27 protein-coding genes are annotated in these 24,158 nt (G+C 67.6%); 16 read left to right on the forward strand and 11 right to left on the reverse strand.

Features of this window, described 5'->3' with window-relative positions; translation table 11 throughout:
• Window positions 1–28 precede the first annotated feature (28 nt).
• From V0Z78_RS02635 to V0Z78_RS02650, 4 genes are all read right to left on the reverse strand, one after another.
• Window positions 29–1,177 carry a M14 family zinc carboxypeptidase gene (locus V0Z78_RS02635; RefSeq protein WP_336343068.1) on the reverse strand — a complete coding sequence of 383 codons (1,149 nt, stop codon included), beginning with the start codon at window positions 1,175–1,177 and terminating at the stop codon, window positions 29–31.
• Window positions 1,178–1,310: 133 nt separating this feature from the next.
• Window positions 1,311–2,270 (reverse strand): CPBP family intramembrane glutamic endopeptidase, encoded by a 960-nt coding sequence (locus tag V0Z78_RS02640; protein ID WP_336343069.1) that lies wholly within the window; start codon window positions 2,268–2,270, stop codon window positions 1,311–1,313.
• Window positions 2,267–2,593, reverse strand: coding sequence for a DUF7473 family protein (locus V0Z78_RS02645; RefSeq protein ID WP_336343070.1), 327 nt, complete (start codon window positions 2,591–2,593; stop codon window positions 2,267–2,269). Before V0Z78_RS02645 ends, V0Z78_RS02640 begins: the two co-directional genes overlap by 4 nt.
• A 24-nt stretch (window positions 2,594–2,617) precedes the next feature.
• Complete coding sequence (locus V0Z78_RS02650) at window positions 2,618–3,175, reverse strand: TATA-box-binding protein (protein WP_336343071.1); 558 nt, start codon at window positions 3,173–3,175, stop codon at window positions 2,618–2,620.
• 317 nt (window positions 3,176–3,492) lie between these two features.
• On the opposite strand from V0Z78_RS02650, the gene V0Z78_RS02655 reads away from it, so the two are divergent.
• The 5 genes from V0Z78_RS02655 (at window position 3,493) to V0Z78_RS02675 (ending at window position 8,230) form a co-directional block, all read left to right on the forward strand.
• Complete coding sequence (locus V0Z78_RS02655) at window positions 3,493–3,627, forward strand: hypothetical protein (RefSeq protein ID WP_336343072.1); 135 nt, start codon at window positions 3,493–3,495, stop codon at window positions 3,625–3,627.
• Window positions 3,628–5,184 (forward strand): sodium:solute symporter family protein, encoded by a 1,557-nt coding sequence (locus V0Z78_RS02660; protein WP_336343073.1) that lies wholly within the window; start codon window positions 3,628–3,630, stop codon window positions 5,182–5,184.
• Between the two features lie 30 nt (window positions 5,185–5,214).
• Window positions 5,215–5,781 (forward strand): hypothetical protein, encoded by a 567-nt coding sequence (locus tag V0Z78_RS02665; RefSeq protein WP_336343074.1) that lies wholly within the window; start codon window positions 5,215–5,217, stop codon window positions 5,779–5,781.
• A 110-nt stretch (window positions 5,782–5,891) separates the two neighbouring features.
• Window positions 5,892–7,193, forward strand: coding sequence for a histidinol dehydrogenase (gene hisD / locus V0Z78_RS02670; RefSeq protein WP_336343075.1), 1,302 nt, complete (start codon window positions 5,892–5,894; stop codon window positions 7,191–7,193).
• A gap of 74 nt (window positions 7,194–7,267) precedes the next feature.
• Window positions 7,268–8,230: a methyltransferase domain-containing protein gene (locus V0Z78_RS02675; protein WP_336343076.1), complete on the forward strand. Its 963-nt coding sequence runs from the start codon at window positions 7,268–7,270 to the stop codon at window positions 8,228–8,230.
• Here the strand turns inward: V0Z78_RS02675 and V0Z78_RS02680 are convergent.
• On the reverse strand, window positions 8,227–8,664 hold the full coding sequence (locus V0Z78_RS02680) for an acyl-CoA thioesterase (RefSeq protein WP_336343077.1): 438 nt from the start codon (window positions 8,662–8,664) through the stop codon (window positions 8,227–8,229). The two genes, V0Z78_RS02675 and V0Z78_RS02680, sit on opposite strands and share 4 nt — an antisense overlap.
• Before the next feature lie 37 nt (window positions 8,665–8,701).
• Entirely contained in the window at window positions 8,702–9,706 is a 1,005-nt protein-coding gene (locus V0Z78_RS02685) for an AAA family ATPase (RefSeq protein WP_336343078.1), read from the reverse strand.
• 168 nt (window positions 9,707–9,874) lie between these two features.
• Between V0Z78_RS02685 and V0Z78_RS02690 the strand changes: the two genes are divergently transcribed.
• Window positions 9,875–10,024 (forward strand): hypothetical protein, encoded by a 150-nt coding sequence (locus V0Z78_RS02690; RefSeq protein ID WP_336343079.1) that lies wholly within the window; start codon window positions 9,875–9,877, stop codon window positions 10,022–10,024.
• Window positions 10,021–11,187 carry a zinc-dependent alcohol dehydrogenase gene (locus tag V0Z78_RS02695; RefSeq protein ID WP_336343080.1) on the forward strand — a complete coding sequence of 389 codons (1,167 nt, stop codon included), beginning with the start codon at window positions 10,021–10,023 and terminating at the stop codon, window positions 11,185–11,187. The genes V0Z78_RS02690 and V0Z78_RS02695 overlap by 4 nt, the downstream gene beginning before the upstream one ends.
• A 146-nt stretch (window positions 11,188–11,333) precedes the next feature.
• Here V0Z78_RS02695 and V0Z78_RS02700 read toward each other — a convergent pair whose 3' ends face one another.
• Window positions 11,334–11,471: a hypothetical protein gene (locus V0Z78_RS02700; protein WP_336343081.1), complete on the reverse strand. Its 138-nt coding sequence runs from the start codon at window positions 11,469–11,471 to the stop codon at window positions 11,334–11,336.
• A 99-nt stretch (window positions 11,472–11,570) separates the two neighbouring features.
• Between V0Z78_RS02700 and rnz the strand changes: the two genes are divergently transcribed.
• Complete coding sequence (rnz, locus tag V0Z78_RS02705; RefSeq protein WP_336343082.1) at window positions 11,571–12,488, forward strand: ribonuclease Z; 918 nt, start codon at window positions 11,571–11,573, stop codon at window positions 12,486–12,488.
• 54 nt (window positions 12,489–12,542) lie between these two features.
• Entirely contained in the window at window positions 12,543–14,513 is a 1,971-nt protein-coding gene (locus V0Z78_RS02710; RefSeq protein WP_336343083.1) for a DUF460 domain-containing protein, read from the forward strand.
• Here V0Z78_RS02710 and V0Z78_RS02715 read toward each other — a convergent pair.
• Complete coding sequence (locus tag V0Z78_RS02715; protein ID WP_409338718.1) at window positions 14,510–14,704, reverse strand: DUF7470 family protein; 195 nt, start codon at window positions 14,702–14,704, stop codon at window positions 14,510–14,512. The genes V0Z78_RS02710 and V0Z78_RS02715 overlap by 4 nt on opposite strands.
• 103 nt (window positions 14,705–14,807) lie before the next feature.
• On the opposite strand from V0Z78_RS02715, the gene eif1A reads away from it, so the two are divergent.
• From eif1A to thsA, 5 genes are all read left to right on the forward strand, one after another.
• Window positions 14,808–15,098, forward strand: coding sequence for a translation initiation factor eIF-1A (gene eif1A, locus V0Z78_RS02720; RefSeq protein ID WP_336343085.1), 291 nt, complete (start codon window positions 14,808–14,810; stop codon window positions 15,096–15,098).
• 135 nt (window positions 15,099–15,233) lie between these two features.
• Complete coding sequence (gene rio1, locus V0Z78_RS02725) at window positions 15,234–16,097, forward strand: serine/threonine-protein kinase Rio1 (RefSeq protein WP_336343086.1); 864 nt, start codon at window positions 15,234–15,236, stop codon at window positions 16,095–16,097.
• A gap of 120 nt (window positions 16,098–16,217) precedes the next feature.
• Window positions 16,218–17,276, forward strand: coding sequence for a phosphotransferase family protein (locus V0Z78_RS02730; RefSeq protein WP_336343087.1), 1,059 nt, complete (start codon window positions 16,218–16,220; stop codon window positions 17,274–17,276).
• Between the two features lie 51 nt (window positions 17,277–17,327).
• A complete protein-coding gene (locus tag V0Z78_RS02735) occupies window positions 17,328–17,888 on the forward strand; it encodes a KH domain-containing protein (RefSeq protein ID WP_336343088.1) in 561 nt (186 codons plus the stop codon).
• Window positions 17,889–18,018: 130 nt separating this feature from the next.
• The gene (thsA, locus tag V0Z78_RS02740) at window positions 18,019–19,707 is read left to right on the forward strand and encodes a thermosome subunit alpha (RefSeq protein ID WP_336345158.1); all 1,689 of its coding nucleotides are present in this window, start codon (window positions 18,019–18,021) and stop codon (window positions 19,705–19,707) included.
• A gap of 127 nt (window positions 19,708–19,834) precedes the next feature.
• Here the strand turns inward: thsA and V0Z78_RS02745 are convergent, their stop codons facing one another.
• Both V0Z78_RS02745 and lrp read right to left on the reverse strand, forming a co-directional pair.
• Entirely contained in the window at window positions 19,835–20,122 is a 288-nt protein-coding gene (locus V0Z78_RS02745; protein ID WP_336343089.1) for a hypothetical protein, read from the reverse strand.
• A gap of 42 nt (window positions 20,123–20,164) precedes the next feature.
• The gene (gene lrp, locus V0Z78_RS02750) at window positions 20,165–20,623 is read right to left on the reverse strand and encodes an HTH-type transcriptional regulator Lrp (RefSeq protein ID WP_336343090.1); all 459 of its coding nucleotides are present in this window, start codon (window positions 20,621–20,623) and stop codon (window positions 20,165–20,167) included.
• Window positions 20,624–20,748: 125 nt separating this feature from the next.
• On the opposite strand from lrp, the gene glnA reads away from it, so the two are divergent.
• Together glnA and V0Z78_RS02760 are read left to right on the forward strand one after the other, a co-directional pair.
• Window positions 20,749–22,101: a type I glutamate--ammonia ligase gene (gene glnA / locus V0Z78_RS02755; protein WP_336343091.1), complete on the forward strand. Its 1,353-nt coding sequence runs from the start codon at window positions 20,749–20,751 to the stop codon at window positions 22,099–22,101.
• A gap of 281 nt (window positions 22,102–22,382) precedes the next feature.
• Window positions 22,383–22,667: a hypothetical protein gene (locus V0Z78_RS02760; protein WP_336343092.1), complete on the forward strand. Its 285-nt coding sequence runs from the start codon at window positions 22,383–22,385 to the stop codon at window positions 22,665–22,667.
• 60 nt (window positions 22,668–22,727) lie between these two features.
• On the opposite strand, the gene V0Z78_RS02765 is transcribed toward V0Z78_RS02760, so the two are convergent.
• The gene (locus V0Z78_RS02765; protein WP_336343093.1) at window positions 22,728–24,119 is read right to left on the reverse strand and encodes a YihY/virulence factor BrkB family protein; all 1,392 of its coding nucleotides are present in this window, start codon (window positions 24,117–24,119) and stop codon (window positions 22,728–22,730) included.
• Window positions 24,120–24,158 lie beyond the last annotated feature (39 nt).

Consider the following 24,158-nt stretch of genomic DNA (forward strand, 5'->3'; position numbering starts at 1 on the left):
GACGGCGGGACCGTCGTCGATCCCGAGATCACAGGTTGACCGTCGTCCCCCACTCCGCGGGGATCTCCTCGACGCGGCTCGGATCGGCGTCGTGGAGCGACCCGTCGGCGGTCGCCAGCGCCGCGACGAGCAGGGCCTCGGCGGTCAGCTGGATCCGATACCCGATCCCGCCGCGCGTTCCGGTACTCATCTCGAACAGGACGCTCCCGTGGCCCGCCAGCGCGTGGGCGTTTCGAGCGATTCCGGGATACTCTCCCGCCGCCGTGAACTCCGTGAGATGGCACTCCTCGACCTCCGGCAGGCGGTCGTAGAGGACGGTCGCCAGCTGCTGGGACCGTTTCTGGGCGTCGGCAGGAACGTCGGGATTCTGTGGCCAGCCGATGGAGGCGTCGATGAGGTCACCGTTCGAGTCGACGTGCGGTCCCTGTCGGTGACAGTCGAGCACCCACTCCGGATCGATCTCCTTCGCGAGTTCGACCACGTATCGGGACTCGGGGACCGGGTTCTCCGGGTACTCCTCCGGACGGTTGCGATACAGCGTGCTCTCCTCCCAGTCGTAGCGATGATACCGGTTCGGGTCCCACCCTCCCTCCCGGGTGTGGAGCCCCGCCTCGGGATCGTTCTCGGGTGCGTCGGGGGCGTGGTTGACCCGCTGTCGGGCCGCGAACCCGTCCGGGTTCACCCGCGGAATCGCGTGGAGCGTGATCCGTCGTCTGAGTTCTCGTACGTCCGACCGATCGGCGGTGCCGAGGTACCCCAGCGCGGCGACGTGCCCCTCCGCCTGAAACGGCTCGTGGCCGTGCTGTTCGGCGATCGCGAGCACGTCGACGTCCCCCTCGCCGACCCGCGCCGAGTGGATCTCTCGACCCTCGTTCGACTCGCCGACCACCTCGACCGAGACGGCGCCGTCGCTCTCCCTCTCGAGTCGTGACAGCAGCTCGCCGAGCTCATCGTTCGCCAGCAGGTCGTGTGCGCCAACCCCTACCAGCTCGTGACCGACCTCCCCGCGCCGGAGTCTCTCCTCCCCTTTCTCGTTCCGGCTCGGTTCGGGCGGGCTCTCCTCGTCGGTCCGCTCCGGCCGAGGGGGTTCCTCCGCCTCGTTTCCCATCGTCGACGCGCCGAACACCGCCGCACCGGCCGCGCCGCCGACGAGCTTGAGGACGCCGCGTCGTTCCATCGGTTGCTACCCTAATTCTGGACCCTCCAATAGTAATATATCGATATCAGATCTTGATTCATAATGTAGATCTAATGAACAGATAGTCTCCCGAACCAACGAGATCGACGCTGTCGAACGATCGCCGGACCGATCATCGATCGCGCAGCTCCGGACGAGCGACGCCGTCGTCGAGTGCGACCCCGCCGTAGCGGTAGCGAATCCACGCTACCGTCAACAGACTACCGACGACCATCGCCCCGAAGCCCAGGAGCCCGGCCTCGGGCCCGAACTCGCCGCCGGTGATCAGTCGCGGCCCGGTCGTCTCGACGGCGACGACGCTCGATCCGAGCTCCAGGCCGCTGACGGGAAAGCCGTAGACGGTGCCCTGGAAGAGGTTCCAGGTGACGTGCAGGCCGATCGGGATCGCGAGCTCGCCGGTGAGCACGTAGCCAAGCGCGAGCATCACGCCGGCGATCGAGATGGAGAGGACGCTCACGAGCGTCGCGTTCGGGTTGCCGGCGTGGAAGGCGCCGAACGCGAGCGAGGAGACGAGCATGGCGAAGAGGACCGCACCCCGCTCGCCGAGCGTGCCTCGTGCGCCCTCCGCGAGGTTCGTCAGCAGGTAGCCCCGGAGCAGGAGCTCCTCGTAGATCCCGACGAGGACGAAGACGACGACGGCCACGACCATCCACGTTAGCAGGTTCTCGCCGGCACCGACGCTGGTGACGGTGGTCCAGCCCGCCGCGATCGCGATCGCGAAGATCCCCGTCATCAACAACGCGCCGAGCGCTAGCCCGAACCCACAGTCGAGCCACCAGTCGCGGTCGATCCGCAGGCCGTAGTCGGCGAAGCGTCGACGGTCGAGGTAGCGACCGGCGAGCCACACGCCGGCGACGGTCGCGATCGCGCTCGCGGTGATCGAGACGACCGTGACGAGCGTCGTCGAGACGACGAGCGCCGTCGATCCGGCCAGCAGCGCCATCGGGAGGACCGCCACGAGCAGCGTCACCACGCCGAGGATCGTCGCGCCGCCGGCGATCCGAACGGGGGTTCGGAGCCGCTGCTCCTCGGCGTGCCAGACGAGCTCTCTGGCGTTCGATCGAAGGCTCATGTCGGGGCGGTCTCCAGCAGCGACAGGAGGTTCCCGAGCATGAGGCCGAGGAGGAAGCTCACGGTGAAGTGGACGACCGTCACCAGCGCGGCCCACCGATACGAGATCCCGTAGACCGACCGGATCGCGATCAGGTCGGCGGCGATGGCGACGGGAGCGGCTACCAGCGGCCGGTCCGCCAGCGTCAGCGTGAAGACGATCGCCGCCGGGACGACCCCGATGAGCGAGTTTCGGATCGGCACGTCTCCCAGCGCGTACCGGGCCGCGACGTGGAGGGTCAGACAGAAGCCGAGCGCCACCAAGAGAAAGGTGGTGCCGAGCATGACCGCAGCTCCGAGAGCCATCCCCTATTCGAGCAGGCCGAGGTCCTCGAGTCGGGAGACGATCTTGTCGACGGCGTGTTCGGCGTCGACGGGCTGTTTCCCACCCGTGATGACGAGCTTGCCCGAGCCGAACAGCAGTGCGACTACCTTGGGCTCGTCGATCCGGTAGACCAGTCCGGGGAACTGCTCGGGCTCGTACTCGATGTTCTCGAGGCCCAGCCCGATCGCGATGGCGTTGAGGTTGAGGTTCCTCCCGAGGTCGGCGCTGGTGACGATGTTCTGGACGACGATCTCGGGGTCCTCCTCGACCTGGATCTCGAGGTCACGCAGCTTGTCGAAGACGATCTGGAGGCTCTCGTGGACGTCGTCGGTGCTCTTCGCGCCGGTGCAGACGATCTTGCCCGAGCGGAAGATCAGTGCCGCCGACTTGGGATTCTGGGTTCGGTAGACGAGGCCGGGAAACTGTTCGGGATCGTAGTCCGCCCCCTCGAGGTCCATCGCGACGCTCTGGAGGTCGAGTTCCTGACCGATTCCCGTTGAGGCAACCACGTTCTCGATGTTGATGGTCTCCTTTGGGTCCATGTGTCGCTTTTAAAGACGTATTTAACCTTTATAAATGTTGGTACTTAAACGAAAGCGGGAGCGAACGCGGAGCTCCGAAGCGTAGATCCGCGTTCACACGTTCTCGCGTCCCGGACGTCGATGGCGTCCCGGTAACGACGCGACTCACCGTCGAGGAGTTCCCGCCCGCGACGAGCGAGGAACGTTTCGAGACGAGCGGTCGGCGTCGATCCGGACGCGCCGAACCTCGCGGATAGCTCCACCTCCCGTAGCCCAATCCATCTGACACCATCCAGCATTCTTATTGATGACGTAACTGTACTCCGGCACCGTCGAGCATGAACGTGTTAGAGGTACTCACGGTAACGACGGTCCTGTACTTCGTCTGCGTCGCCGTCTGGGTGTTGAAGATCGAGGACCTCCTCGAGGAACGGACCGAGCGCCGTTCGCGCCGGCGCGGGGAGGAGCCGTAGATGACCGCAACCGACGCGGTCGTCACGTACGGTTGGGTGTTCCTCGGAGGGTACGTCCTGTTGATCCTCGGACTGGGCTACTGGGGGTGGCGACGGACCGACACCCAGGACGACTACGCGACCGCCCGTGGGGGGTTCGGCTTCCTCGCGCTGGCGTTCGCCTACGCCGCGACGGTCGCCAGCGGCTCGACGTTCATGGGGATCCCCGGGATGGCCTACGACATGGGGTTCAAGGCGGGCTACTACGCGCTGATCTACCCCATCGGGATCTACCTCGGGATGATGATCGTCGCCCGGATCACCAAGAAGGTCGGCGACCGCTTCAACTCCCAGTCGATCCCCGACTTCCTCGGCGACCGCTATCGGAGCCCGCTGTTGCGGCTGCTGGCCGCGAGCATCGCGCTGTTCCTGCTGTTCTACGTGATGGCGCAGATCGTCGCCGCCGGCTGGATGTTCGACGCCATCCTCGGGTTGCAGTACGAGTTCGGCATCTGGTTCGCCGGCGGGCTGTTGTTGCTCTACCTGGTCGCTGGTGGGAGCCACGCCGACATCATCACCGACGCGGTACAGGGCGCGATCATGGTCGCGATCACGGGTCTGATCGTCTTCATGTTCGCCACGGGCTGGGGGCTCGACGGCGGGATCGGCGCCGTCAACGCGGCGCTCGACTCCGGCCAGCAGTGGGACACTCACACCGATCCCGAGAACCCGATCTTCGCCAGCTGGTGGGTGATCGTCCTGCTGTTCGTCGCCCACATCGGCTTCACCGCCCAGCCCCACCTCGGCAACAAGTTCTTCGCGATCAAGGGCACCCAGTACATCAAGAAGTTCATGGTCGTCGCCTCGGTCGCGGGCATGGCGCTGCCGTTGATGTTCCTCGGCGGAGTGCTCGGGGCGGCCCAGGGGATCCGGATCGAGAACCCCGACGCGATCATCCCCGTGCTGTTCGTCGAGACGATGCCCGCGGTCGTCGCTGCCTTCCTCGGCGTCGCGATCCTGAGCGCGATCATCTCGACCGCGGACGGGCTCATCATCTCCGTCTCGCAGGTGTTCGCGAACGACCTCTACCGCAAGACGTACGTCCCGTGGAAGGGCGGGGATCCCAACAGCGAGGCGGTCGGCCAGAAGGCGCTGTGGATCTCGCGGGCCTCGACGGTCGTCGTGACGGTCGTCGCCGTCGCGGCCGTCACCGTTCCGCCACAGTACCTCTCGATCTTCATGTGGGTCGGGATCGGCGGCATCATCTCGGCGTACAGCGGGCCGTACTTCGTCGGTAGCTTCGAGGAGGCGACCTCGAAGAAGGCCGCGATCGCCGGGTTCGTCCTCGGGTTCCTCGTCTACTTCACGATCCATCTCGGGCCACAAGCCGGGCTCTACGCCGGCTGGTATCCGTACAACGAGAACCCGTTCGCCGCGACCGGCATCGGCTTCCTCGCGAGCTGTCTCGGAACGTTCCTTGCGAACCGGTTCACGGAGCCGCTTCCGGCCTCACACGTGAACGAGGTGTTCGGCCGGGAGGCGAGCACCGACGGCGGCGATCCGGACCGGACCGAATAGCCCATAAGGGACGCCGGGCGTTCCCCGACGATGGAGATCCGGTCGTTCGAACCCCGACTCGGGGAGGCCGAGGCCGTCGATCGGACCGATCGACTGACCCTCCGGACCTATCTTCGCTCGAAGGTCCGCGAACTGATGGGCCGCTCCGGCGAGCCCGAGACCGTCATGCGGCTCTACTATCCGGACTATCTGGCGTACACGACGGTCGAGCTCAGACGGCTCGCGCGGGCAGAGCGGACCGTCAAGTTCCTCGCGGGCATCGACGCGGTCACCGGCCGCGTCGGCGAGGTCGACGTGGACCCGCCAGGGCGGGAGACGGTAGACGTGCCCGAGGCGCAGATCCTCGAGACGGCGGTCCCGGAAGCGGAGGCGACCGAGCAGTGGCGCGACTGGATCTTCCCCTATCTCGACCGGACCTATCGTCCGCTCAAGCGCCCGGAGTTCACGCTCGACCGGCTCGAACTCGTCTACACGCCCTTCTGGATCGTCGACTACGGACGAGACGGCGAGTGCTACGCCGTCAGCACCCTCACCCGGCAGGTCGAACTGATCGAGGACGTCGAGGCGCTCTCGGATCACTACCGCTCGCTCGCGTAGCACCGCACACCCGGCGTCGGTGCTCGCCTCACGAGCCGATCGGCGATCGCCCCGACGGAGCCGTCGCCCCCATCTTTATGCTCGATTCTGCCGATTCTTCGGCCGATAGTATGTGTGCCGACGTCGAGTATCTCAAGCGGACGGAGAGCGCGTCGATCGAGATCGATCCGGAGGTAACCGAGTCGGTCCAGGACATCCTCGGGGAGGTCCGCGACCGCGGCGATAGGGCGGTCCGCGAGTTCACCGAGAAGTTCGACGGGGTCGAGCGCGAGCAGTTCCGCGTGAGCGACGACGAGATCGAGGCCGCGAGCGACGAGCTCTCGGACGAGGACCACGAGGCGATCGACAACACGATCGCGAACGTCCGTGAGTTCCACGAGGAGCAGCGCGAGCACGTCGAGGGCTTCGAACGCGAGTTCGAGGAGGGCGTCACACTGGGACAGCGGATCGTCCCCGTCGAGTCCGCCGGCACATACGTCCCCGGCGGGCGTCACCCACTCGTGGCCGCGCCCGCGATGTCGATCGTCCCCGCGAAGGTCGCGGGCGTCGAGCGCGTGATCACGTGTGCGCCGCCCCAGGAGAACGGCACGATCCAGCCCGCCCAGCTTTACGCGATGGACCGGGCCGGCGCCGACGAGATCTACTGCATCGGCGGCGCTCAGGCGATCGGCGCGATGGCCTACGGCACGGATTCGGTACCGGAGGTCGCGAAGGTCACCGGTCCGGGCAACGTCTTCGTCACCGAGGCCAAACGCCAGGTCTTCGGCCACGTCGGCATCGACTTCCTCGCCGGGCCCAGCGAGGTGCTGGTCCTCGCCGACGAGACCGCGGATCCCGAACTCGTCGCGACGGACCTGCTCGCGCAGGCCGAACACGACCCTAACTCCCGGCCGATCCTCGTCTCGACCGACCGGGACACGGCCGAGGCGTCCGTCGACGCCTTCCACGACGGGCTCTCGGAGATCCGTACCGCCGACGTCGCCGAGGAGTGCTGGGAGAACAACGGCGAGGCCGTCGTCGCCGAGACGATGGACGACGCGATCGAGGTGGTGAACGACTACGCGATCGAGCACCTGCAGGTGATGATCGAGGAACCCCGCTCGGTCATGGACGATCTCACCAACTACGGCTCGCTCTTCCTGGGCGATCACTCGCCGGTCGTCTTCGGCGACAAGGCGGTGGGGACGAACCACTCGCTGCCCACCCTCGAGGTCGCGAAGTACAGCGGCGGCATCTGGGTCGGCACCTACACGAAGACGCTCACCCATCAGGAGGCGACCGAGGCGGGCGCCGCCCGGATCGCGCCGTGGGCCGCGAAGATCTGCGAGCTCGAGGGGACCCACGCCCACCAGCTCTCCGCGGAGGCCCGCCTGCGCGACGACGTCAGTCCGGACTACGGCCCCGGGCGCTGAGATCGGGAGACGGATAACGGCGAGCCGTCCCGAGGATCGGCATCCTGATACCGCCGACACTCGTGGCATCGAGCGTGTATCTCCTCGAACTCGGCGGCGAGGACGACGCGCTCGCCGCGTGTGAGGCCCGCAGTGCGGCGAGCGGTCTCGAGGAACTCGCGCCGGGACTCGCCGTCGCCCGGGGTATCGACGAGGAGCGCGTCCGTGGGCTCGCGTACACCCACCGGGCGAGCCGGCTGATCGGCCACGGCGACGCGAGCCTCGCGGCGGCCCGGGCGATCGTCGAGGCGACGCGGATCGATCGGTCGGGCTCGGTTCGCGTTCGTGCCCGACGGGTGCGCGAGACGACCGGGATCGACACCCAGCGTGCCGAGCGCGAGCTGGGCTCGATCCTGGTCGAGGAGGGGTTCTCGGTCGATCTGGAGGACCCCGACCACGAGCTTCGTGCGGTCTTCTCCGACGACGTCTGTGCGCTCGGCTGGCTCGCAGCCGAGAGCGTCCGGGACTTCGGCGCCCGGAAACCCTCGCGAAAACCGTTCTTCCAGCCCGGCAGCATGGATCCGCTGCTCGCGCGTGCGCTCGCGAACGTCGCGGGGGCCGGGCCCGGCGCCACCCTCCTGGATCCGATGTGCGGGACGGGCGGCGTGCTCGTCGAGGCCGGCCTCGCCGGGAGCGACGTCGTCGGACTCGACGCCCAGTGGAAGATGGTGCGGGGTGCTCACGAGAACCTCGAGCGCTACCTCGACGACGGTTTTCACCTCGTGCGCGGCGACGCCACCGCCCTGCCGTTTCCGGATGGCGCGATGGACGGCGTCGTCTTCGACGCGCCCTACGGCCGCCAGTCCCGGATCGAGGGCGAGCTCGGCTCGCTCGTCGCCGGCGCGCTTTCGGAGGCTCGACGGGTCGCGCCGCGGGCGGTGGTCGTCGCGGATCGCTCCTGGACGGACGCCGCCGAGAGGGCGGGCTGGACGGTCGAGGCGCGCTTCGAGCGCCGGGTCCACGGATCGCTGACGCGCTACGTCCTGGTGCTCGTCTAGTCCTCGACGCTGCGGGCCTCCTCGCGTAACCGGCGCTCCTCGCCGGTCTCGACCGTCAGATCGGGTACCTCGACCGGCGAGCCGTCCTCGCCGATCGAGACGAACGTGAAGACCGCCTCCGTCGTGGGCGTCGACTCGCCGGATCGGGGGTCCTCCCGCCAGGCACGGAGCCGGGCCTTCACGCTGGTTCGTCCCGTCTCGTAGACGTACGCCTCGATCCGCGCGATCTCGCCAATCGGCACCGGCCGCTGGAAGTCGAGTTCGGTCACGCCCGCGGTGACGCAGGACTCGCCGGCGAGACGCATCGCAGCCATCGCGCCGACCTCGTCCATCCACTTCATCAGGTTGCCGCCGTGGAGCGACTCGTAGTTGTTCGCGTGGTTGGGCTGTACTCGATACCTGTTCTCGATTCGCGTCTCGCTGAGCGTCACCATGGGCGTCGTTCGAGTTCCAGAACCAAGAGCGGCGAGTTCAGTTCGCGCCGAGCTCCGCGAGGAGGTGGCCGAGCTGGATCCGGTCGCTCGTTCCCTCGACCAGGTCGAGGTCGACCTCGCCGGCTCGCCGATGGAACTGGGCGAGCGTGCGGCCGTTGTAGCGCGAACGTGCGACCGACAGCAGGTCTTCGAGGACGTCGTGGCCGGTGTAGCCCTCGTCGATCAACAGCTCGTCGAGCAGCTTCCGGGCGTCGGTGAACTCCCCCGACTCGGCGGCGTCGAGCATCTCCCCGATCCGGTCGTCGACGCCGACCTCGCCGAGCGCCTCGTAGGCGCTCTGCATCGTGATCTCGCCCGCGCTCTCGGCGGTCGTCTGGGCGCCGAGGATCGCCTTTCGGAGGTCGCCGCCGGCGTAGCCCGCGACGTACTCGAGGCCCTCCTCGTCGTACGCGACGTCCTCGCGCTCGGCGATCCGCTCGAGCACCTCGACGACCTCCCCGGAGGTGGGCGCGCGCACCGGCACCGGGAAACATCGCGAGGTGATCGGCGGAATCAGCGCGGAGGGCTGGCGGGTCGTGATCACGAACTGGGTCGCCTCGTGGTGGCGCTCCATCACTCTCCTGAGAGCTTGCTGGAAGTCCTCGCGGATCGCCTCGGCGTTGTCGAGCAGGATCGTCCGGTACTCGCCTGACACCGGCGGATAGCTCGCGGACTCCTTCAGGACGTGGTTGATCAGCGCCGCCTTCGAGGACTCGCGGCGGCGTTTGGGCGTGATAAACGAGGAGAAGCGGGGGTCCTCGCCGAGCTCCTTCTTCGTCATTCCGAAGAAGTCCGCGACGTTGATCGTCACCAGGTCGTCCTCGGAGCCGTGGGTCTCGCGTGCGAGCGCCCGCACCGCCGCGGTCTTTCCCGCACCCTTCGGACCGTGGAGCACGAGGTTGATCGGCTCCTCGACCCCCCGCAGCAGGTACTCGCGGACCTCCTCCTGGGGGAGCTCTGACAGCGAGGGCGCGTGCGTCTCCGTCCAGAGCGGCGCGTCCATCGCCCGACGGTTGGCGAGCCCGGAATACAAACCCGTCGCTACGCGCCCGTCGGCACAACGACGCTCCCGGCGAAGAACGCGAACCGCGACGAAACCCGGCGTTCGGTCGCAGGGGCAGGCACCGCTTTTAAGCGGCGTTCGGATGTGTATCGATACCGAGGAGCACATATGTACGAGAGAACCACGAGACGCTCGCGGCCGGACTCCCGGCCCCCGAGCGCCGGCGGGATCGGCGGCACGGGACCGACGGAGCCTACCGGAGACGCCGGGTCCGACACCGACGGCGACGCGATCGATTCCGACGGGACGAACCCATGAGGGCGCTCACCTGGCACGGCGAGAAGGACGTCCGCGTCGAGGAGGTGCCCGACCCCGAGATCGTCAACCCGACCGACGCGATCATCGAGGTCACGGCCACCGCCATCTGCGGCTCGGATCTGCACCTCTACAACGGCAAGATGCCCTCGATGCGCGAGGGCGACGTGCTGGGTCACGAGCCGATGGGCGAGGTGGTCGAGGTCGGACGCGACGTCGAGACCCTGGCGGTCGGCGATCGCGTCGTCGTCCCCTTCACGATCAGCTGTGGCTCGTGTTGGTTCTGCGGACGAGACCAGTACTCGCTCTGTGACAACTCCAACCCGAACGCCGAGATCGCCCGCAAGATGATGGGCCAGTCGCCGGCCGGCCTGTTCGGCTTCTCGCACATGCTCGGCGGCTACGCCGGCGGCCAGGCGGAGTACCTGCGGGTGCCGTACGCGGACGTCGGACCCGTAAAGGTCGACTCCGATCTGCCCGACGAGCAGGTGCTCTTCCTCTCGGACATCTTCCCGACGGGCTACATGGCCGCCGAGAACGCCGACATCGAGGAGGGGGACACGGTCGCGGTCTGGGGCTGTGGGCCGGTCGGGCAGTTCGCCATCCAGAGCGCCTGGATGCTCGGCGCCGGCCGGGTGGTCGCGATCGACCGGGTGGCCGAACGCCTCGAGATGGCACGACAGCACGGCGACGCGGAGGTCATCGACTACGAGGAGGAGGACGTCTACGACCGACTGATGGCGATGACCGGAAACCGCGGGCCGGACCGGTGTATCGACGCGGTCGGGACCGAGGCCCATGGGACGGGTCTCGACGGCTTCTCCGATCGGGTTCGGGAGGGAGTGAAGCTCCAGGACGATCGGCCGTACGTGCTCCGCGAGGCGATCAAATGTTGTCGGAAGGGCGGCACGCTCTCGGTCCCTGGCGTCTACATCGGCCGCGCGAACGTCCCGATGGGGCCGCTGATGAACAAGGCGCTGACGGTGAAGACGGGCCAGACGCACGTCCAGCGCTACCTCGACCCGCTGTTGGAGCGGATCGAGTCGGGCGAGATCGACCCCTCGTTCGTCATCAGCCACCAGGTCTCGCTGGAGGACGGACCGGAGATGTACGAGACCTTCAATCGGAAGGACGACGACTGCATCAAGGTCGTGATGACCCCCTGAGGGGCCGAGACGGGGGCGCCCTCGGTCGAACGACGCGGGAGCGCCGCCGGATCGGTCCGCGGACTCCCTACGGCCCCGCGGGTCCCCGCGCTCACGACGGTCCCTCGCGTCCGGCGGCGACCGCGTGCTCGCGGATCGCCGGCGATCTACCCCCGTCGTTCCCGTTCTAGCGTCTCCTCCACCGCCTCGAGACGGTTCGCGAGCCTGAACTCCCCGTATCCCGCGACGGCCATCCGCGCGTCGCGAACCGTCGTGATCATCTCGTGGACGGTCATGTCATCCATGTATCCGTTCAGGCGCGACGGGGTTACTAACCTTCCGTCGGTGGCTGCTCCCGCGGGACGAGGCGACACCCGTTTAGGCGCGCCGGCCACAGGTCAGCCATGAGCCTGCGCGTGACCTTTCTGGGCACTAGCGGCGCGGTCCCCACAGCCGGTCGCAACCCCAGCGCGATCCACCTCAAGCGGGAGGGCGAGGAGTTCCTGTTCGACTGCGGCGAGGGGACCCAGCGACAGATGATGCGCTTCTCGACCGGCTTCTCGATCTCGCGGATCTTCCTCACCCACCTCCACGGCGATCACGTCCTCGGTCTGCCGGGCCTGCTCCAGACGCTCGACTTCAACGACCGGGTCGAACCGCTGACGATCCACACCCCCCGCGGGACGGCGGGGAACGTCCGCCGACTGATCACGGCGCTCGACACCGCGCCGGGGTTCCCCCTCGAGATCGAGGAGGTTCGCGCCGGCGAGGTCGTTCACGAGGGCGAGGCCTACGAGGTCCGCACCTTCTCGACGGACCACCGCACCCACTCGGTGGGCTACGCGCTGGTCGAATCCGAGAGAAAGGGCCGGTTCGACCGCGAACGCGCCGAGGAGCTCGGCGTACCCGTGGGCCCGGCGTTCGGCCGGCTCCACGCGGGCGAGTCCGTCGAACTCGAGGACCGCGTCGTCGAGCCAGAGGAGGTCGTCGGGCCGCCCCGGCCGGGCCGACGGGTCGTCTACACGGGCGACACCCGGCCGACCGACGCGACGCTCGAGGCCGCCGCCGGAGCCGATCTGCTGATCCACGACGCGACGTTCGGCGACGACTGGGCCGAGCGCGCCCGCGAGACGGGTCACTCGACGGCCCGCGAGGCCGGCGAGCTCGCGAGCGAGGCGGGGGTCGAACGCCTCGCGCTGACCCACGTCTCCTCGCGCTACGCGGGCGACGTCTCCCGGCTCGCGAGCGAGGTCCGCGAGGCGTTCGACGGAGCGTTCGTCGCCGAGGACGGCCAGCGGATCGACGTGGCGTACCCCGAGTAGCCGCCGGTCGGACTCGCCGTATCGTTAATGTGGGTCGCCCCCCTACCACCGGTCGTGAGCGCGCGAACGAGTGCCCTCGACACGCTGATTTTCGGCGTCGACGTCCAGAGCGGCGACGTCCGCGGCGACGCCCCCTCCTACGCCGTCGTCGCCTTCGACGGCGAGAACCTCGACCGCGACGTCGTCTCGCTTCGAAAGCTCCGCCGGCTGATCGACCGCGAGGAGCCCGCGATCGTCTCGACCGACAACGTCTACGAGCTCGCCGCCGACAAGGACGCGCTGGTCCACCTCCTCCGAGAACTGCCCTCGGGGACGAAGCTCGTCCAGGTCACCGGCGCCGAGCGCCCCGAGCCCCTCTCACGGGTGGCCTCGCGCCACGGCGTCCCCTACGGCAAGGAGCCGATGAAGGAGGCCGAGGCCGCCGCACGGCTGGCAGCGGGCAACGTCGGCCACGAGGTGAGCGCTTTCACCAACACCACGCGGGTGAAGGTCGCCCGCGGCCGCTCAACCGGGAAGGGCGGCTGGAGCGAGGACCGCTACACTCGCCGGATCCAGGGGGCGGTGAAGCGGGCGGCCCGCGAAGTGGAGTCCGCGCTCGAGGAGGCGGGACTGGCGTACGAGGCCGACGTCACCGAGAAGTACGGCGGCTACTCGAACGCGATCTACTCCGTCGAGGCAACTCCCGACGAGATCCCCGTCTCGACGCGGCGCTCGGGCGACACGCGCGTCGAGATCGAGCGCGAGCGAACGGACGGCATCGAGTTCGAGCCGCTCGCGAAGCGGCGCGACTACGTGCTCGTCGGCGTCGATCCCGGCACTACCACCGCGGTGGCGATCGTCGGCATCGACGGCGAGGTGCTCGACGTCCTCAGTACCAGAACGGCCGACACCGCCGCGGTCATCGAGTGGATCGTCGAGCGGGGCCGGCCCTTTCTCGTCGCCGCGGACGTCACCCCGATGCCCAACACCGTCGAGAAGCTGCGCCGGAGCTTCGACGCCGCCGGGTGGACGCCCGAGACAGATCTGCCGGTCGACGAGAAACAGCACCGAACCCGCGAGGTGGGCTACGACAACGATCACGAGCGCGATGCGATCGCCGCGGCGCTGTTCGCCCACGACGCCAACGCCGAACGGTTCGAGCGCATCGCGCACAAGACCCCCGCGCGGATCGACCGCGGCGAGGTCACCGCCCGCGTCGTCGGCAACGACGAGCCGATCGAGCGCGTGCTCGACTCCTACCGCGAGGACGACGAGCCCGACGAGGTTGAGGAGGACGGGTCCGAGGAGCACGAACGGAGCCCCGAGCGGCGGCGGATCGCGGAGCTGGAGACGCGCCTCGAGCGCCTCCAGTCACACCTCTCGGAGGTCCGCGAGACGGTCGAGCAACGGGACGAACGGATCGACGAGCTCGAGACCGAGCTCTCGGCGGCGCGAAGCGAGGAACGAAAGGAGGTCCGCGAGCGCCGCGCGGTGACCCGGCTGGAGCGCGAGAACGATCGTCTGGAACGCGAGCGCGACGAACAGCGCGAGGCCCGCGAGGCGCTCGAGGAGAAGCTCGAGCGCCTCAAGGCGCTCTGGAAGCTCGATCACTCGAACTTCTCGGACGTCGACGGCGAGGAGCGCGATCTGGTGGCGGTGAAGCCGATAGAGAAGTTCACCCTCGGCGCGATCGAGGACGCGGAGGAGAGCTATGGGCTGGCGAGGGGCGACGTGATCTACCTGCGCGATGCCAGCGGCGCGGGCCGGCGGACCGCCGAACGCCTCGCCGACGTCTCACCGCGGGTCGTGCTCAAGGAGGGCGGTCTCTCCGAGGTCGCCGACGAGGTGCTCTTCGAACACGAGATCCCCGTCGGACCGGCCGACGACGTCGCGATCCGCGAGGTGGACGAGCTCGCCGTTGCCCGGGAGAGCGACGTCGAGCAGGTCGTCGAGGACTGGCACGAACGCGCCGAACGGCGCCACCGCGATCGGAACGCCGAGATGGTCGACCAGCTCATCAGCGAGCACCGCGCCGAGAGCGGTTAGAACGGCCCGCCGCCGCCCATCCCGAACGTCGCGAGCATCCCGGAGACGAGCGACTTCGCCGCGAGGCCGAGACCGGCGAGCACTAGCGCCAGCCCGCCCGCGACGAGCAGGCTCTCGACGGCGATGAGCGCCAGTCCGGCGATCACCAGGACGATTCCGACGACTCCGAGCGCGCCGAGTCGGTCGAACATGTCGGTGCTGGACGCGCGGCGGCCATAAGCCCGCCGTTCGTGGCGCGTCGCGTCGGTCGCGTCCTCCGGCGGATTTAACAGTCGGCCGACCGAAGCTCGATCCATGAGCGACGACGGAAGCGGGGGGCGGAAGAACCTCCGAATGCCCGACGACGACGAGGTGTTCGCCACCGTGGAGAACATGCTCGGCGCCAACAGGATCAAGGTCCGGTGTGCCGACGGCAAGGAGCGGACCGCGCGGATCCCGGGTCGGATGCGAAAGCGGATCTGGATCCGCGAGGACGACGTCGTGCTGGTCGAGCCGTGGGACTGGCAGGACGAGAAGGCCGACGTCACCTGGCGCTACGAGAAGAGCGACGCCGACCAGCTCAGGCGGGAAGGCCACATCCAGTAGAGCAACGGGAGGCCGACGGTCGAACCCGTCCGATGCCGCTTGCCTCACGTGGACGGCCGGCCGGGGCTCGTCCGACGGGCCACGAGCGCGCCTCGGTGTCGCGCACTTTTATCGCTGGGTCCCCACACGTTCACCATGAGCGACATCGAGGGCGAGTTCGGCCTGCTCGATCCTGAGGGGGCGGAGGGCGTCGGCGACGAGTGGGAGGAGATCGACGTCAGCGATACGGAGGCGGACCGCGTCGCCCGAAAGCGCGACCGGAAGTTCGACACGTTCAGAAAGCGCCTGAAGGACGCCGACCAGTTCAAGGTCGAGGCGTCGGTGTTCGACGACGCCACCCTGGGGGCGCTCTACCGGCTGGTCCAGCACGGCCACGTCCAGGCGTTCGGCGGGCCGATCTCGACGGGCAAGGAGGCGAACGTCTACACCGCGATGGGTAGTGAGGAGCGCGGCGAGGTCGCGGTAAAGGTCTATCGGATCAACGCGAGCGACTTCAAGGACATGCGCGAGTACCTCGTGGGCGACCCCCGGTTCGAGGAGCTCGGCGGCGATAAGAAACGCGTCGTGCTCGCCTGGACCAGAAAGGAGTTCGCGAACCTCCAGCGCGCACGCAAGGCGGGCGTGCGGGTACCCGAACCGATCGCCGTCGAACGCAACGTGCTGGTGATGGAGTACATCGCGACCGACGGCGATCGGGCGAGGCGGCTCAACGAGGTCCACATCGAGAACCCCGCCACCGCCTACAACGTCGTCCGCGAGTACATGCGCCGGCTCGACGACGCCGGGCTGGTCCACGGCGATCTCTCGGAGTACAACATCGTCTTCCACGAGGGCCAACTCGTCTTCCTCGACATGGGGCAAGCGGTGACGGTTCACCACCCCAACGCCGAGGAGTTCCTCCGCCGCGACTGTCGCAACGTCGCGGCCTTCTTCGCTCGACAGGGCCTCGAGACCGACGCCGACGACCTCTACGCCTTCGTCACCGGCGAGAGCGAGTAGCGTTGCGCTCCTCTCGACCCGGACCCATAGATACTCCTACCTCGCAGTGATACCCCATCACATGTTCGACGCGACGCGAACGTCACGGGCCGACGGACGACTCCAAGAGGGGGTCGAAGCGTGAGCGACGAGACGTACCTCGACCGACTGGTGAACGAGGAGGCGCTTCGGTCGTACCTCGAGGAGGCGTTAGGGTCGACCGACGAGTTCTCGATCCAGCGCCACGCCGAGGGCCACTCCAACGAGACGCTGTTTCTGACGTGGGGTGAGCGAGAGCTGGTGCTCCGCCGGCCGCCGCCGGGCGAGACCGCCGACACCGCACACGACGTCCTGCGCGAGTACCGCGTGATGGACGCCCTCCAGGACACCGAGGTGCCGATGCCGACGACCGTGCTGGCCTGCGAGGATCACGACGTGCTGGGCAGCGACTTCTACCTCATGGAGCGGCTCCCGGGCGACGTCATCAGAGGCGAGGAGCCCGAGCGATTTGCCGATCCCGACCACCGCGAGCGGATCGGCGAGGAGCTGGTCGACACCCTCGCGGCGATCCACGGAGTCGACCACGAGGCGGTCGGTCTCGACGGGTTCGGCCGGCCCGCCGGGTTCACCGAACGCCAGGTCGAACGCTGGGGCAAACAGATCGACTGGGCCGCCGAGACCACCGCAGAGCGCCGCGAGGTGCCGGAGCTGGATCGGGTCGGCGAGTGGCTCGAGGCGAACGTTCCTGACGACTACCCCCACACGCTCGTCCACGGCGACTACAAGCTCGACAACGTCTCCTTTGCGCCCGGGACCCCGCCCGAGATCGGCGGCGTCCTCGACTGGGAGCTGAGCACGCTCGGCGATCCCTTCACCGACCTGGGCTGGATGCTCTCGTTCTGGCACGACGCCGACGACCCCGAGCCGGCGATCCCCGAGCTCTATCCTACGTTCATGGCCCACGAGGACTACTCGACGCGCGAGGAACTCGTCGCGCGCTACGAGGACGCAACCGGTTACGAGTTCGAGCACGACCGGTTCTACCGGGCGCTCGCGGTCTACAAGATGGCGGGTCTGGGCGAGATGTTCCTCGCGCGCTACATGAACGGCGACAGCGACGACGACCTCTATCCGCAGATGGAGGAGGCGGTCCCGCGGCTCGCGGAACGGGCGCTCGAGATCATCGAGGACGAGGACTGAGGACGGGGACGAGCGAGAACGTTTAAACCGGCCCAGCCAGTAGGAATCCGTATGAATCACGTGACGATTCCGCAGGACCGCATCGGCGCACTCATCGGTGCGGGCGGGGAGACCCTGCGCGAGATCGAACGGAAGGCGGAGGTTCGCCTCGACGTCGATTCGGAGAACGGGTCGGTTCGCATCGAGAACGTCGGCGACCCCCTCTCCGGGCTGAAGGGTCCCGAGATCGTCCGCGCCATCGGTCGCGGGTTCCCCCCCGAGGACGCCCTCTCGCTGCTCGAGGACGACATGATGATGCTCGATATCATCGACGTGGACGCCGCGAGCCGGAACAAGAACGACCTCCAGCGCAAGAAGGGCCGGCTCATCGGCGAGGGCGGGCGGACCCGCGAGCTGATGGAGGAACTCTCGGGCGCGCGCGTCGTCATCTACGGCTCGACGCTCGGCGTCATCGGCACGCCCGAACGGGTCTCGATGATCCGGGAGGCCGCCGAGATGCTGCTCGAGGGCGCCCCCCACGGTGCGGCCTACTCCTTCCTCGAGCGCAAGCACAACGAGCTCAAACGCGAGGAGCTCGACTACCACCGGTTCTCCGGCGGCGAGTCCGCGTAGTGTAGTATATAAAACTATGTGGCATTCTATGTCACGACGCGACCTCGTCGGTAGCGTGACCGTTCTCGTACCTGCCTTCGTTACTTTTATATAGAATACCAAACAATCCTCTCCTGTCATGGCACAGCAGATGGGTAATCAGCCCCTCATCGTACTCTCCGACGACAGTCAGCGTACCTCCGGACGCGACGCACAGTCGATGAACATCACGGCGGGCAAGGCGGTCGCCGAGTCCGTCCGTACGACGCTCGGCCCGAAAGGGATGGACAAGATGCTCGTCGACAGCGCGGGCTCGGTCGTCGTCACCAACGACGGCGTGACCATCCTCAAGGAGATGGACATCGAGCACCCCGCCGCGAACATGATCGTGGAGGTCGCCCAGACCCAGGAGGACGAGGTCGGCGACGGCACCACGTCGGCGGTCGTCGTGGCCGGTGAGCTCCTCAAACAGGCCGAGGACCTGCTCGATCAGGACATCCACGCGACCACCCTCGCGCAGGGCTACCGACAGGCCGCCGAACGCGCGAAGGAGGTCCTCGACGAGATCGCGATCGACGTCGACGCCGACGACACCGACATCCTCACCCAGATCGCCGCGACGGCGATGACGGGCAAGGGTGCGGAGAACGCCCGCGACGTGCTCGCGGAGCTCGTCGTCGACGCCGTCCGCAACGTCGCGGACGACGACGAGATCGACACCGAGAACGTCAAGATCGAGAAGGTCGTCGGTGGCGCGACCGAGGACTCGGAGCTCATCGAGGGCGTCATCGTGGACAAGGAGCGCGTCCACGACAACATGCCCTACTTCGCCGAGGACGCGAACATCGCGCTACTGGACACCGCCCTCGAGGTGAAGGAGACCGAGATCGACGCCGAGGTCAACGTCACCGACCCCGATCAGCTCCAGCAGTTCCTCGACCAGGAGGAGAAGCAGCTCAAGGAGATGGTCGAGCAGGTAAAGGAGACGGGCGCGGACGTCGTCTTCGCCGGCAAGGGCATCGACGACATGGCCCAGCACTACCTCGCCCAGGAGGGCATCATCGCCGTGCGCCGCGCGAAGTCCAGCGACCTGCAGCGGCTGGCCCGCTCGACCGGCGGCCGCGTCGTCTCGAACGTCGGTGATCTCGAGGAGGACGACCTCGGCTTCGCCGGCTCGGTCGCCCAGAAGGACATCGGCGGCGACCAGCGCATCTTCGTCGAGGACGTCGAGGACGCGAAGAGCGTCACCCTCGTCCTCCGCGGCGGCACCGAGCACGTCGTCGACGAGGTCGAGCGCGCCATCGAGGACTCGCTGGGCGTCGTGCGCGTCACCCTCGAGGACGGCAAGGTGCTGCCCGGTGGCGGCGCCCCCGAGGTCGAACTCGCGCTCCAGCTCCGTGACTTCGCCGACAGCGTCGGCGGCCGCGAGCAGCTCGCCGTCGAGGCGTTCGCCGACGCGCTCGAGGTCATCCCGCGCACGCTCGCGGAGAACGCGGGCCTCGACCCCATCGACTCGCTGGTCGACCTGCGCAGCCAGCACGACGGCGGCACCACGCAGGCCGGCCTCGACGCCTACTCCGGCGACGCCATCGACATGGAGAGCGAGGGCGTCGTCGAACCGCTGCGCGTGAAGACCCAGGCCATCGAGAGCGCCACCGAGGCCGCCGTGATGATCCTGCGCATCGACGACGTCATCGCCGCGGGCGACCTCTCGGGCGGTCAGGTCGACGCCGACGACGGCGGCGACGACATGCCCCCGGGCGGCGGTGGCATGGGCGGCGGCATGGGCGGAATGGGCGGCGGCATGGGCGGTATGGGCGGAATGGGCGGCGCGATGTGAAGTAGGCTCACGCCCTACCACCCAGTCGACCGACGAACCGACTTCTTCCCGTTTTCACCCGAGCAGCGACGCGCCCGTCACTCGAGACGTGCGTTCGTGGTACGTCCCCGGTCCCAGAATGCGACGTTCAGCGGCGCAGCGAAGCACCGATCAGCACCGCGCCGAGCAACAGCAACGCGACCGGAACTCCCGGCACGGCGGCGTGGGTCGTACACTCGTTGATTCCGCCGTCGGGCGTGTAAACGACCTCGCTGCCCTCGAACGCGTAGAGCGCGGGTCCGTCCGCGAGTCCCGCGTAGCCGACCTCCGTACATGCCGTCAGCGGAAGGGACGGGAACAGCGCGACGAAGGCGAGCAGCACTGCCGTCGCGAGCAACAGGGCGGTGATTCCCGTCTGGAACGTCAGCTCTCCCATGGGTCGTACGAACGGTCCCCGGGGACGTGTAGCTAGGGGGATCTACTCGTCGACGTCGAGCGCGAACTGGCGGTTCTCGATCGCCGCGTTCAGGACGACGCTCGTGTTCGACTCGCGGATGTCCGGGTCGACCAGGAGCGACTTGATTCCCTCGTTCATCTCGTCTGTGTCCCTGAACTTCCCGATCGCGATGATGTCGTAGTCGCCGGTGACCTCGTAGACGCTGAGCATCTGCTCGTGTTCCCGCAGACGATCGGTCACGTCCGGCAGCGCGTTACCCTCGACCTTCAGCTGGAGGATCGCGGTCACGTCGTAGCCGAGCATCCCGTAGTCGATCTTCGGGGTATACCCCGTGATCGCGCCTTCCTCCTCGAGCGCCGAGAGGTGGTTCGAGACCGTCGTCACGGAGACGCCGAGCTGCTCGGCGAGGCTGCGGAGGCTCGCCCGGCCGTCGTCCAGTAGAGCGTTCACCAATTTCGAGTCGAGATTTTCGTACGTCATACATCGACTCTACCTCCCTACTCATTAGAAGTTTACGAATATCCAGTTACGATCGTCCATCGGAATACTTGCGCAGAGCGATAACGTTTTAGTATAAACGATATACAGTCAAGGTGTCGAGAACGATGGCAAACGGAAATCTAACATCTGAAGAGGAATCGGTACTGGAGCGCATCGACGAGGAGAACGTCAAGTTCCTTCGGCTTCAGTTCACCGACATCACGGGTACGGTCAAGAACGTCGCGATCCCCGCGAGCCAGGCCGAGAAGGCCTTCGACGAGGGGATCTGGTTCGACGGCTCCTCGATCGAGGGGTTCGTCCGGATCCAGGAGTCGGACATGCGCCTCGAGCCCGACCCGACCACCTTCGAGATCCTCCCCTGGAGATCGAACGGCGACGACGACTACGCGAGCGCACGGCTGATCTGTGACGTCGTCAACACCGACGGGTCGCGCTTCGACGGCGGTCCGCGCCAGGTGCTCAAGCGCGTCCTCGAGAAGGCCGACGAGATGGGCTACACCGTCAGCATCGGCCCCGAACCCGAGTTCTTCCTGTTCAAGACCGACGAGGAGGGCAACGCGACGACGATCCCCCACGACAAGGGCGGCTACTTCGACCTCGCGCCGAAGGACCTCGCGAGCGACGTCCGCCGGGACATCATCTTCGCGCTCGAGGACATGGGCTTCGAGGTCGAGGCCAGCCACCACGAGGTCGCGGAGGGCCAACACGAGATCAACTTCAAGTACGAGGACGCGCTGGCGGCGGCCGACAACATCGCCACGTTCCGTTCGGTCGTTCGGGCGGTCGCCGCGCAGAACGACCTGCACGCGACGTTCATGCCCAAGCCGATCGCCGAGATCAACGGCTCGGGGATGCACACCCACATCAGCCTGTTCGACGAGGACGGCAACGCCTTCGCCGACGAGGACGACGAGTTCAACCTCTCGGAGGTCGCCTACCAGTTCATGGGCGGCATCCTGAACCACGCCGAGGCGTTCGCCGCCGTCACCAACCCGACGGTCAACTCCTACAAACGGCTGGTTCCGGGCTACGAGGCGCCGGTCTACATCGCCTGGTCGGACGTCAACCGCTCGGCGCTCATTCGGGTCCCCGACGCGGCGGGCGCGAGCTCGCGCTTCGAGGTCCGTAACCCCGACCCGTCGTGCAACCCCTACCTCGCCCTCGCGGCGATCATCGGTGCGGGACTGCACGGCATCGAGACGGACGCCGATCCCGGTTCGCCCGTTCGTGAGGACATCTACGAGTTCGACGACGCGAAGCGCGAGGAGTACGGCATCACGACGCTGCCGCCGAACCTCACCACCGCCGTCGACGCCCTCGAGGCCGACGAGGTCATCACCGACGCGCTCGGCGATCACGTCACCGAGAAGTTCATCCAGGCCAAGCGCGCCGACTACGCCGACTACAAGACCCACGTCAGTAGCTGGGAGACCGAGAAGTACCTCGAGAAGTTCTGAGCTGAGTCCCGACCCTCCGAATCGTCCCCCTGTGCTCTCCTCCGTCGTGTTCCCGTCCTCGACCGTCGGTTGGTCCACCCCGCCGTCCGGACGACCTCGGCGTCCCGAACGTACACCGTTCTAGAGAGGTGACGTCGTCCACGGCGGTTCACTCACCGCCGGTCGGATCGGAAGCGCGACTGTATCACGTGCGACCGGAGTCCGATCCCGTGGCGGATCCGTTCGTCGTCGGAACACGGACCATACAGGTGCTAGATTTCCAGGTGACTCGAACGGGCATCGTGGACGCCGAGGTGGCCCGTGAGGCGGGCTTCGATCCCGTCTCAGCGTTCGTCACGACCATCGCTCGCGTCCCCTACTACTCGGGCTGGTCGCGTATGGTGGTCCACGCGACCGCCGACGTCGACACCGGCCGGCTCATCGGTCAACGCCGTCGTCGCCCGATCACCGCGGGGATGACGGCACGGGAGGTCGGCTCGCTCGACTTCGGCTACGCGCCGCCGTTCGGGCCGGTGTGGGATCCCGTACTCGGCGTTGCGAAGGTGCTCGACGAGAAGCCCACGTGAGCGACTCACCGGTCTCCAGAACGGGAGGTATACGACTTCGGCCGTCGGGTCGCCGACCGATCACTCGCCGCGCCAGGTGAGGATGGCGTCGCGGACCCGTCCGGGGACGCCGAGGACTCCGAAGCCGGCCCCGACCATCACCATCAGCACGTAGAGGCCGAGCGTCGAGAGCCAGAGCACGAGCATCGCGGCGATCGCCCAGCCGCCGGCGAGGAAGTAGAAGGCGCCGAGGGTCATTGCGGTGCCGTACAGCAACACGAGATACGGTCCCCAGCCACGCGCGTGGCCACGGCGCATGCGCTTTCTGACGTAGCTCTTGAGGTCCGACTCGACCTCCTCCCTGTTCATCGTTCTGTCCTCGACGTCGGACTGGAAGTCGTCGAGGTCCGTCCGGAGCGAGCGGAGTTCGTCCTGGAGGCCGACGACGTCGGGCGCGGGTCCGCGCTTGCCCGTCCCGGCCTCGTCGTGGGCCGTGCGGGTCGAGTCGGTCGCCTCCCCGCTCTCTCCGCCGATATCGGGGCTCGACCCCCGCGGCGAGTCGGTCGTCTCCTCGCCCTTGCCGATCCCGCGGTCCGTCTCGTCCGTCGCATCGGACGTCACCGCACTCGCCGCGTCGTCGGACTCCAGTGGCGTGCGTTCTGAGGCCTCTACTTCGCCGTCGGGTGCGTCGTTGTCACGAACCATGAGTACGTAGTTGAGCACTGCGCCGAGGATGATGACGATGCCGCCGATGTAGAGCCAGGTGAGCAACAGGAGGATCGCGCCGACGACGCCGTAGGCGTCGTACTGGCCGGCGTTCGAGGCGTAGATGCCGAACAGGGACTGCAGGATCGACCAGCCGGCTCCCGTGAGAACGGCGCCGGGGAGCGCCTGGCGGACCGTCAGCCCGTCGACGTCGGGCAGGACGTAGTGAACGGGCAGGAAGACGACCGAGAGCGCGATGAGCACGAGAAGCGGGGTCAGCGAGATGAAGGGGAGATCCGGAATGAGGACGGTGAGCGTTCCGAGCGCGAGCATCCCGAGCACCGCGATCAGGATCGCGCCGAACACCAACAGCGCGTTCACAAACTGCCCCAGGATCGACTTCTCGAGTCCCGAGCCGTAGACGATCGAGAACGCGATGTCGAGCCCGCGAAAGAGCTTTAGTGCGCTCCAGAGCAGGACGACGAACCCCGCGACCGTCGCTCCGGCTCGCCCCTCCTCGCCGGTGATCGCACCCCTGATCGCCTCCTGTCCGGCCGGCGCGAGGTACGTGCTCGACTGATCGACGACCTGGTTCGCGAGCTCCTGGCCACCGAAGATCGAGACGACGAGAAACAGGAAGAGCAACAGCGGGATCAGCGAGATGAACGCGTAGTAGGCGATGCTCGCCGCCAGGAAGGTGATCTCGTCTTCCTGCGCCTCTTCGACGACCCTCCGTCCGATGGCGACACCGCTCCCGACTCGACTCACACCCGCACTGCGGCCGGCAGCCACATATACCCACGGGTG

It is taken from the genome of Halalkalicoccus sp. CG83 (assembly GCF_037081715.1).
GTDB classification, from domain to species: domain Archaea; phylum Halobacteriota; class Halobacteria; order Halobacteriales; family Halalkalicoccaceae; genus Halalkalicoccus; species Halalkalicoccus ordinarius.

Excerpts from the sequence above, each read along its gene's own strand:
- V0Z78_RS02655 (WP_336343072.1), top strand. The coding sequence starts at position 3,493 with ATGAACGTGTTAGAGGTACTCACGGTAACGACGGTCCTGTACTTCGTC.
- V0Z78_RS02745 (WP_336343089.1), bottom strand. The coding sequence starts at position 20,122 with ATGGGAGAGCTGACGTTCCAGACGGGAATCACCGCCCTGTTGCTCGCG.
- V0Z78_RS02650 (WP_336343071.1), bottom strand. The coding sequence starts at position 3,175 with ATGGACCCAAAGGAGACCATCAACATCGAGAACGTGGTTGCCTCAACG.
- glnA (WP_336343091.1), top strand. The coding sequence starts at position 20,749 with ATGGCAAACGGAAATCTAACATCTGAAGAGGAATCGGTACTGGAGCGC.
- V0Z78_RS02665 (WP_336343074.1), top strand. The coding sequence starts at position 5,215 with ATGGAGATCCGGTCGTTCGAACCCCGACTCGGGGAGGCCGAGGCCGTC.
- V0Z78_RS02635 (WP_336343068.1), bottom strand. The coding sequence starts at position 1,177 with ATGGAACGACGCGGCGTCCTCAAGCTCGTCGGCGGCGCGGCCGGTGCG.
- V0Z78_RS02735 (WP_336343088.1), top strand. The coding sequence starts at position 17,328 with ATGAATCACGTGACGATTCCGCAGGACCGCATCGGCGCACTCATCGGT.
- V0Z78_RS02690 (WP_336343079.1), top strand. The coding sequence starts at position 9,875 with ATGTACGAGAGAACCACGAGACGCTCGCGGCCGGACTCCCGGCCCCCG.
- lrp (WP_336343090.1), bottom strand. The coding sequence starts at position 20,623 with ATGACGTACGAAAATCTCGACTCGAAATTGGTGAACGCTCTACTGGAC.
- V0Z78_RS02640 (WP_336343069.1), bottom strand. The coding sequence starts at position 2,270 with ATGAGCCTTCGATCGAACGCCAGAGAGCTCGTCTGGCACGCCGAGGAG.
- V0Z78_RS02695 (WP_336343080.1), top strand. The coding sequence starts at position 10,021 with ATGAGGGCGCTCACCTGGCACGGCGAGAAGGACGTCCGCGTCGAGGAG.
- V0Z78_RS02715 (WP_409338718.1), bottom strand. The coding sequence starts at position 14,704 with ATGTTCGACCGACTCGGCGCGCTCGGAGTCGTCGGAATCGTCCTGGTG.
- V0Z78_RS02700 (WP_336343081.1), bottom strand. The coding sequence starts at position 11,471 with ATGGATGACATGACCGTCCACGAGATGATCACGACGGTTCGCGACGCG.
- V0Z78_RS02645 (WP_336343070.1), bottom strand. The coding sequence starts at position 2,593 with ATGCTCGGCACCACCTTTCTCTTGGTGGCGCTCGGCTTCTGTCTGACC.
- thsA (WP_336345158.1), top strand. The coding sequence starts at position 18,019 with ATGGGTAATCAGCCCCTCATCGTACTCTCCGACGACAGTCAGCGTACC.
- hisD (WP_336343075.1), top strand. The coding sequence starts at position 5,892 with ATGTGTGCCGACGTCGAGTATCTCAAGCGGACGGAGAGCGCGTCGATC.
- rnz (WP_336343082.1), top strand. The coding sequence starts at position 11,571 with ATGAGCCTGCGCGTGACCTTTCTGGGCACTAGCGGCGCGGTCCCCACA.
- V0Z78_RS02660 (WP_336343073.1), top strand. The coding sequence starts at position 3,628 with ATGACCGCAACCGACGCGGTCGTCACGTACGGTTGGGTGTTCCTCGGA.
- rio1 (WP_336343086.1), top strand. The coding sequence starts at position 15,234 with ATGAGCGACATCGAGGGCGAGTTCGGCCTGCTCGATCCTGAGGGGGCG.
- V0Z78_RS02685 (WP_336343078.1), bottom strand. The coding sequence starts at position 9,706 with ATGGACGCGCCGCTCTGGACGGAGACGCACGCGCCCTCGCTGTCAGAG.
- V0Z78_RS02680 (WP_336343077.1), bottom strand. The coding sequence starts at position 8,664 with ATGGTGACGCTCAGCGAGACGCGAATCGAGAACAGGTATCGAGTACAG.
- eif1A (WP_336343085.1), top strand. The coding sequence starts at position 14,808 with ATGAGCGACGACGGAAGCGGGGGGCGGAAGAACCTCCGAATGCCCGAC.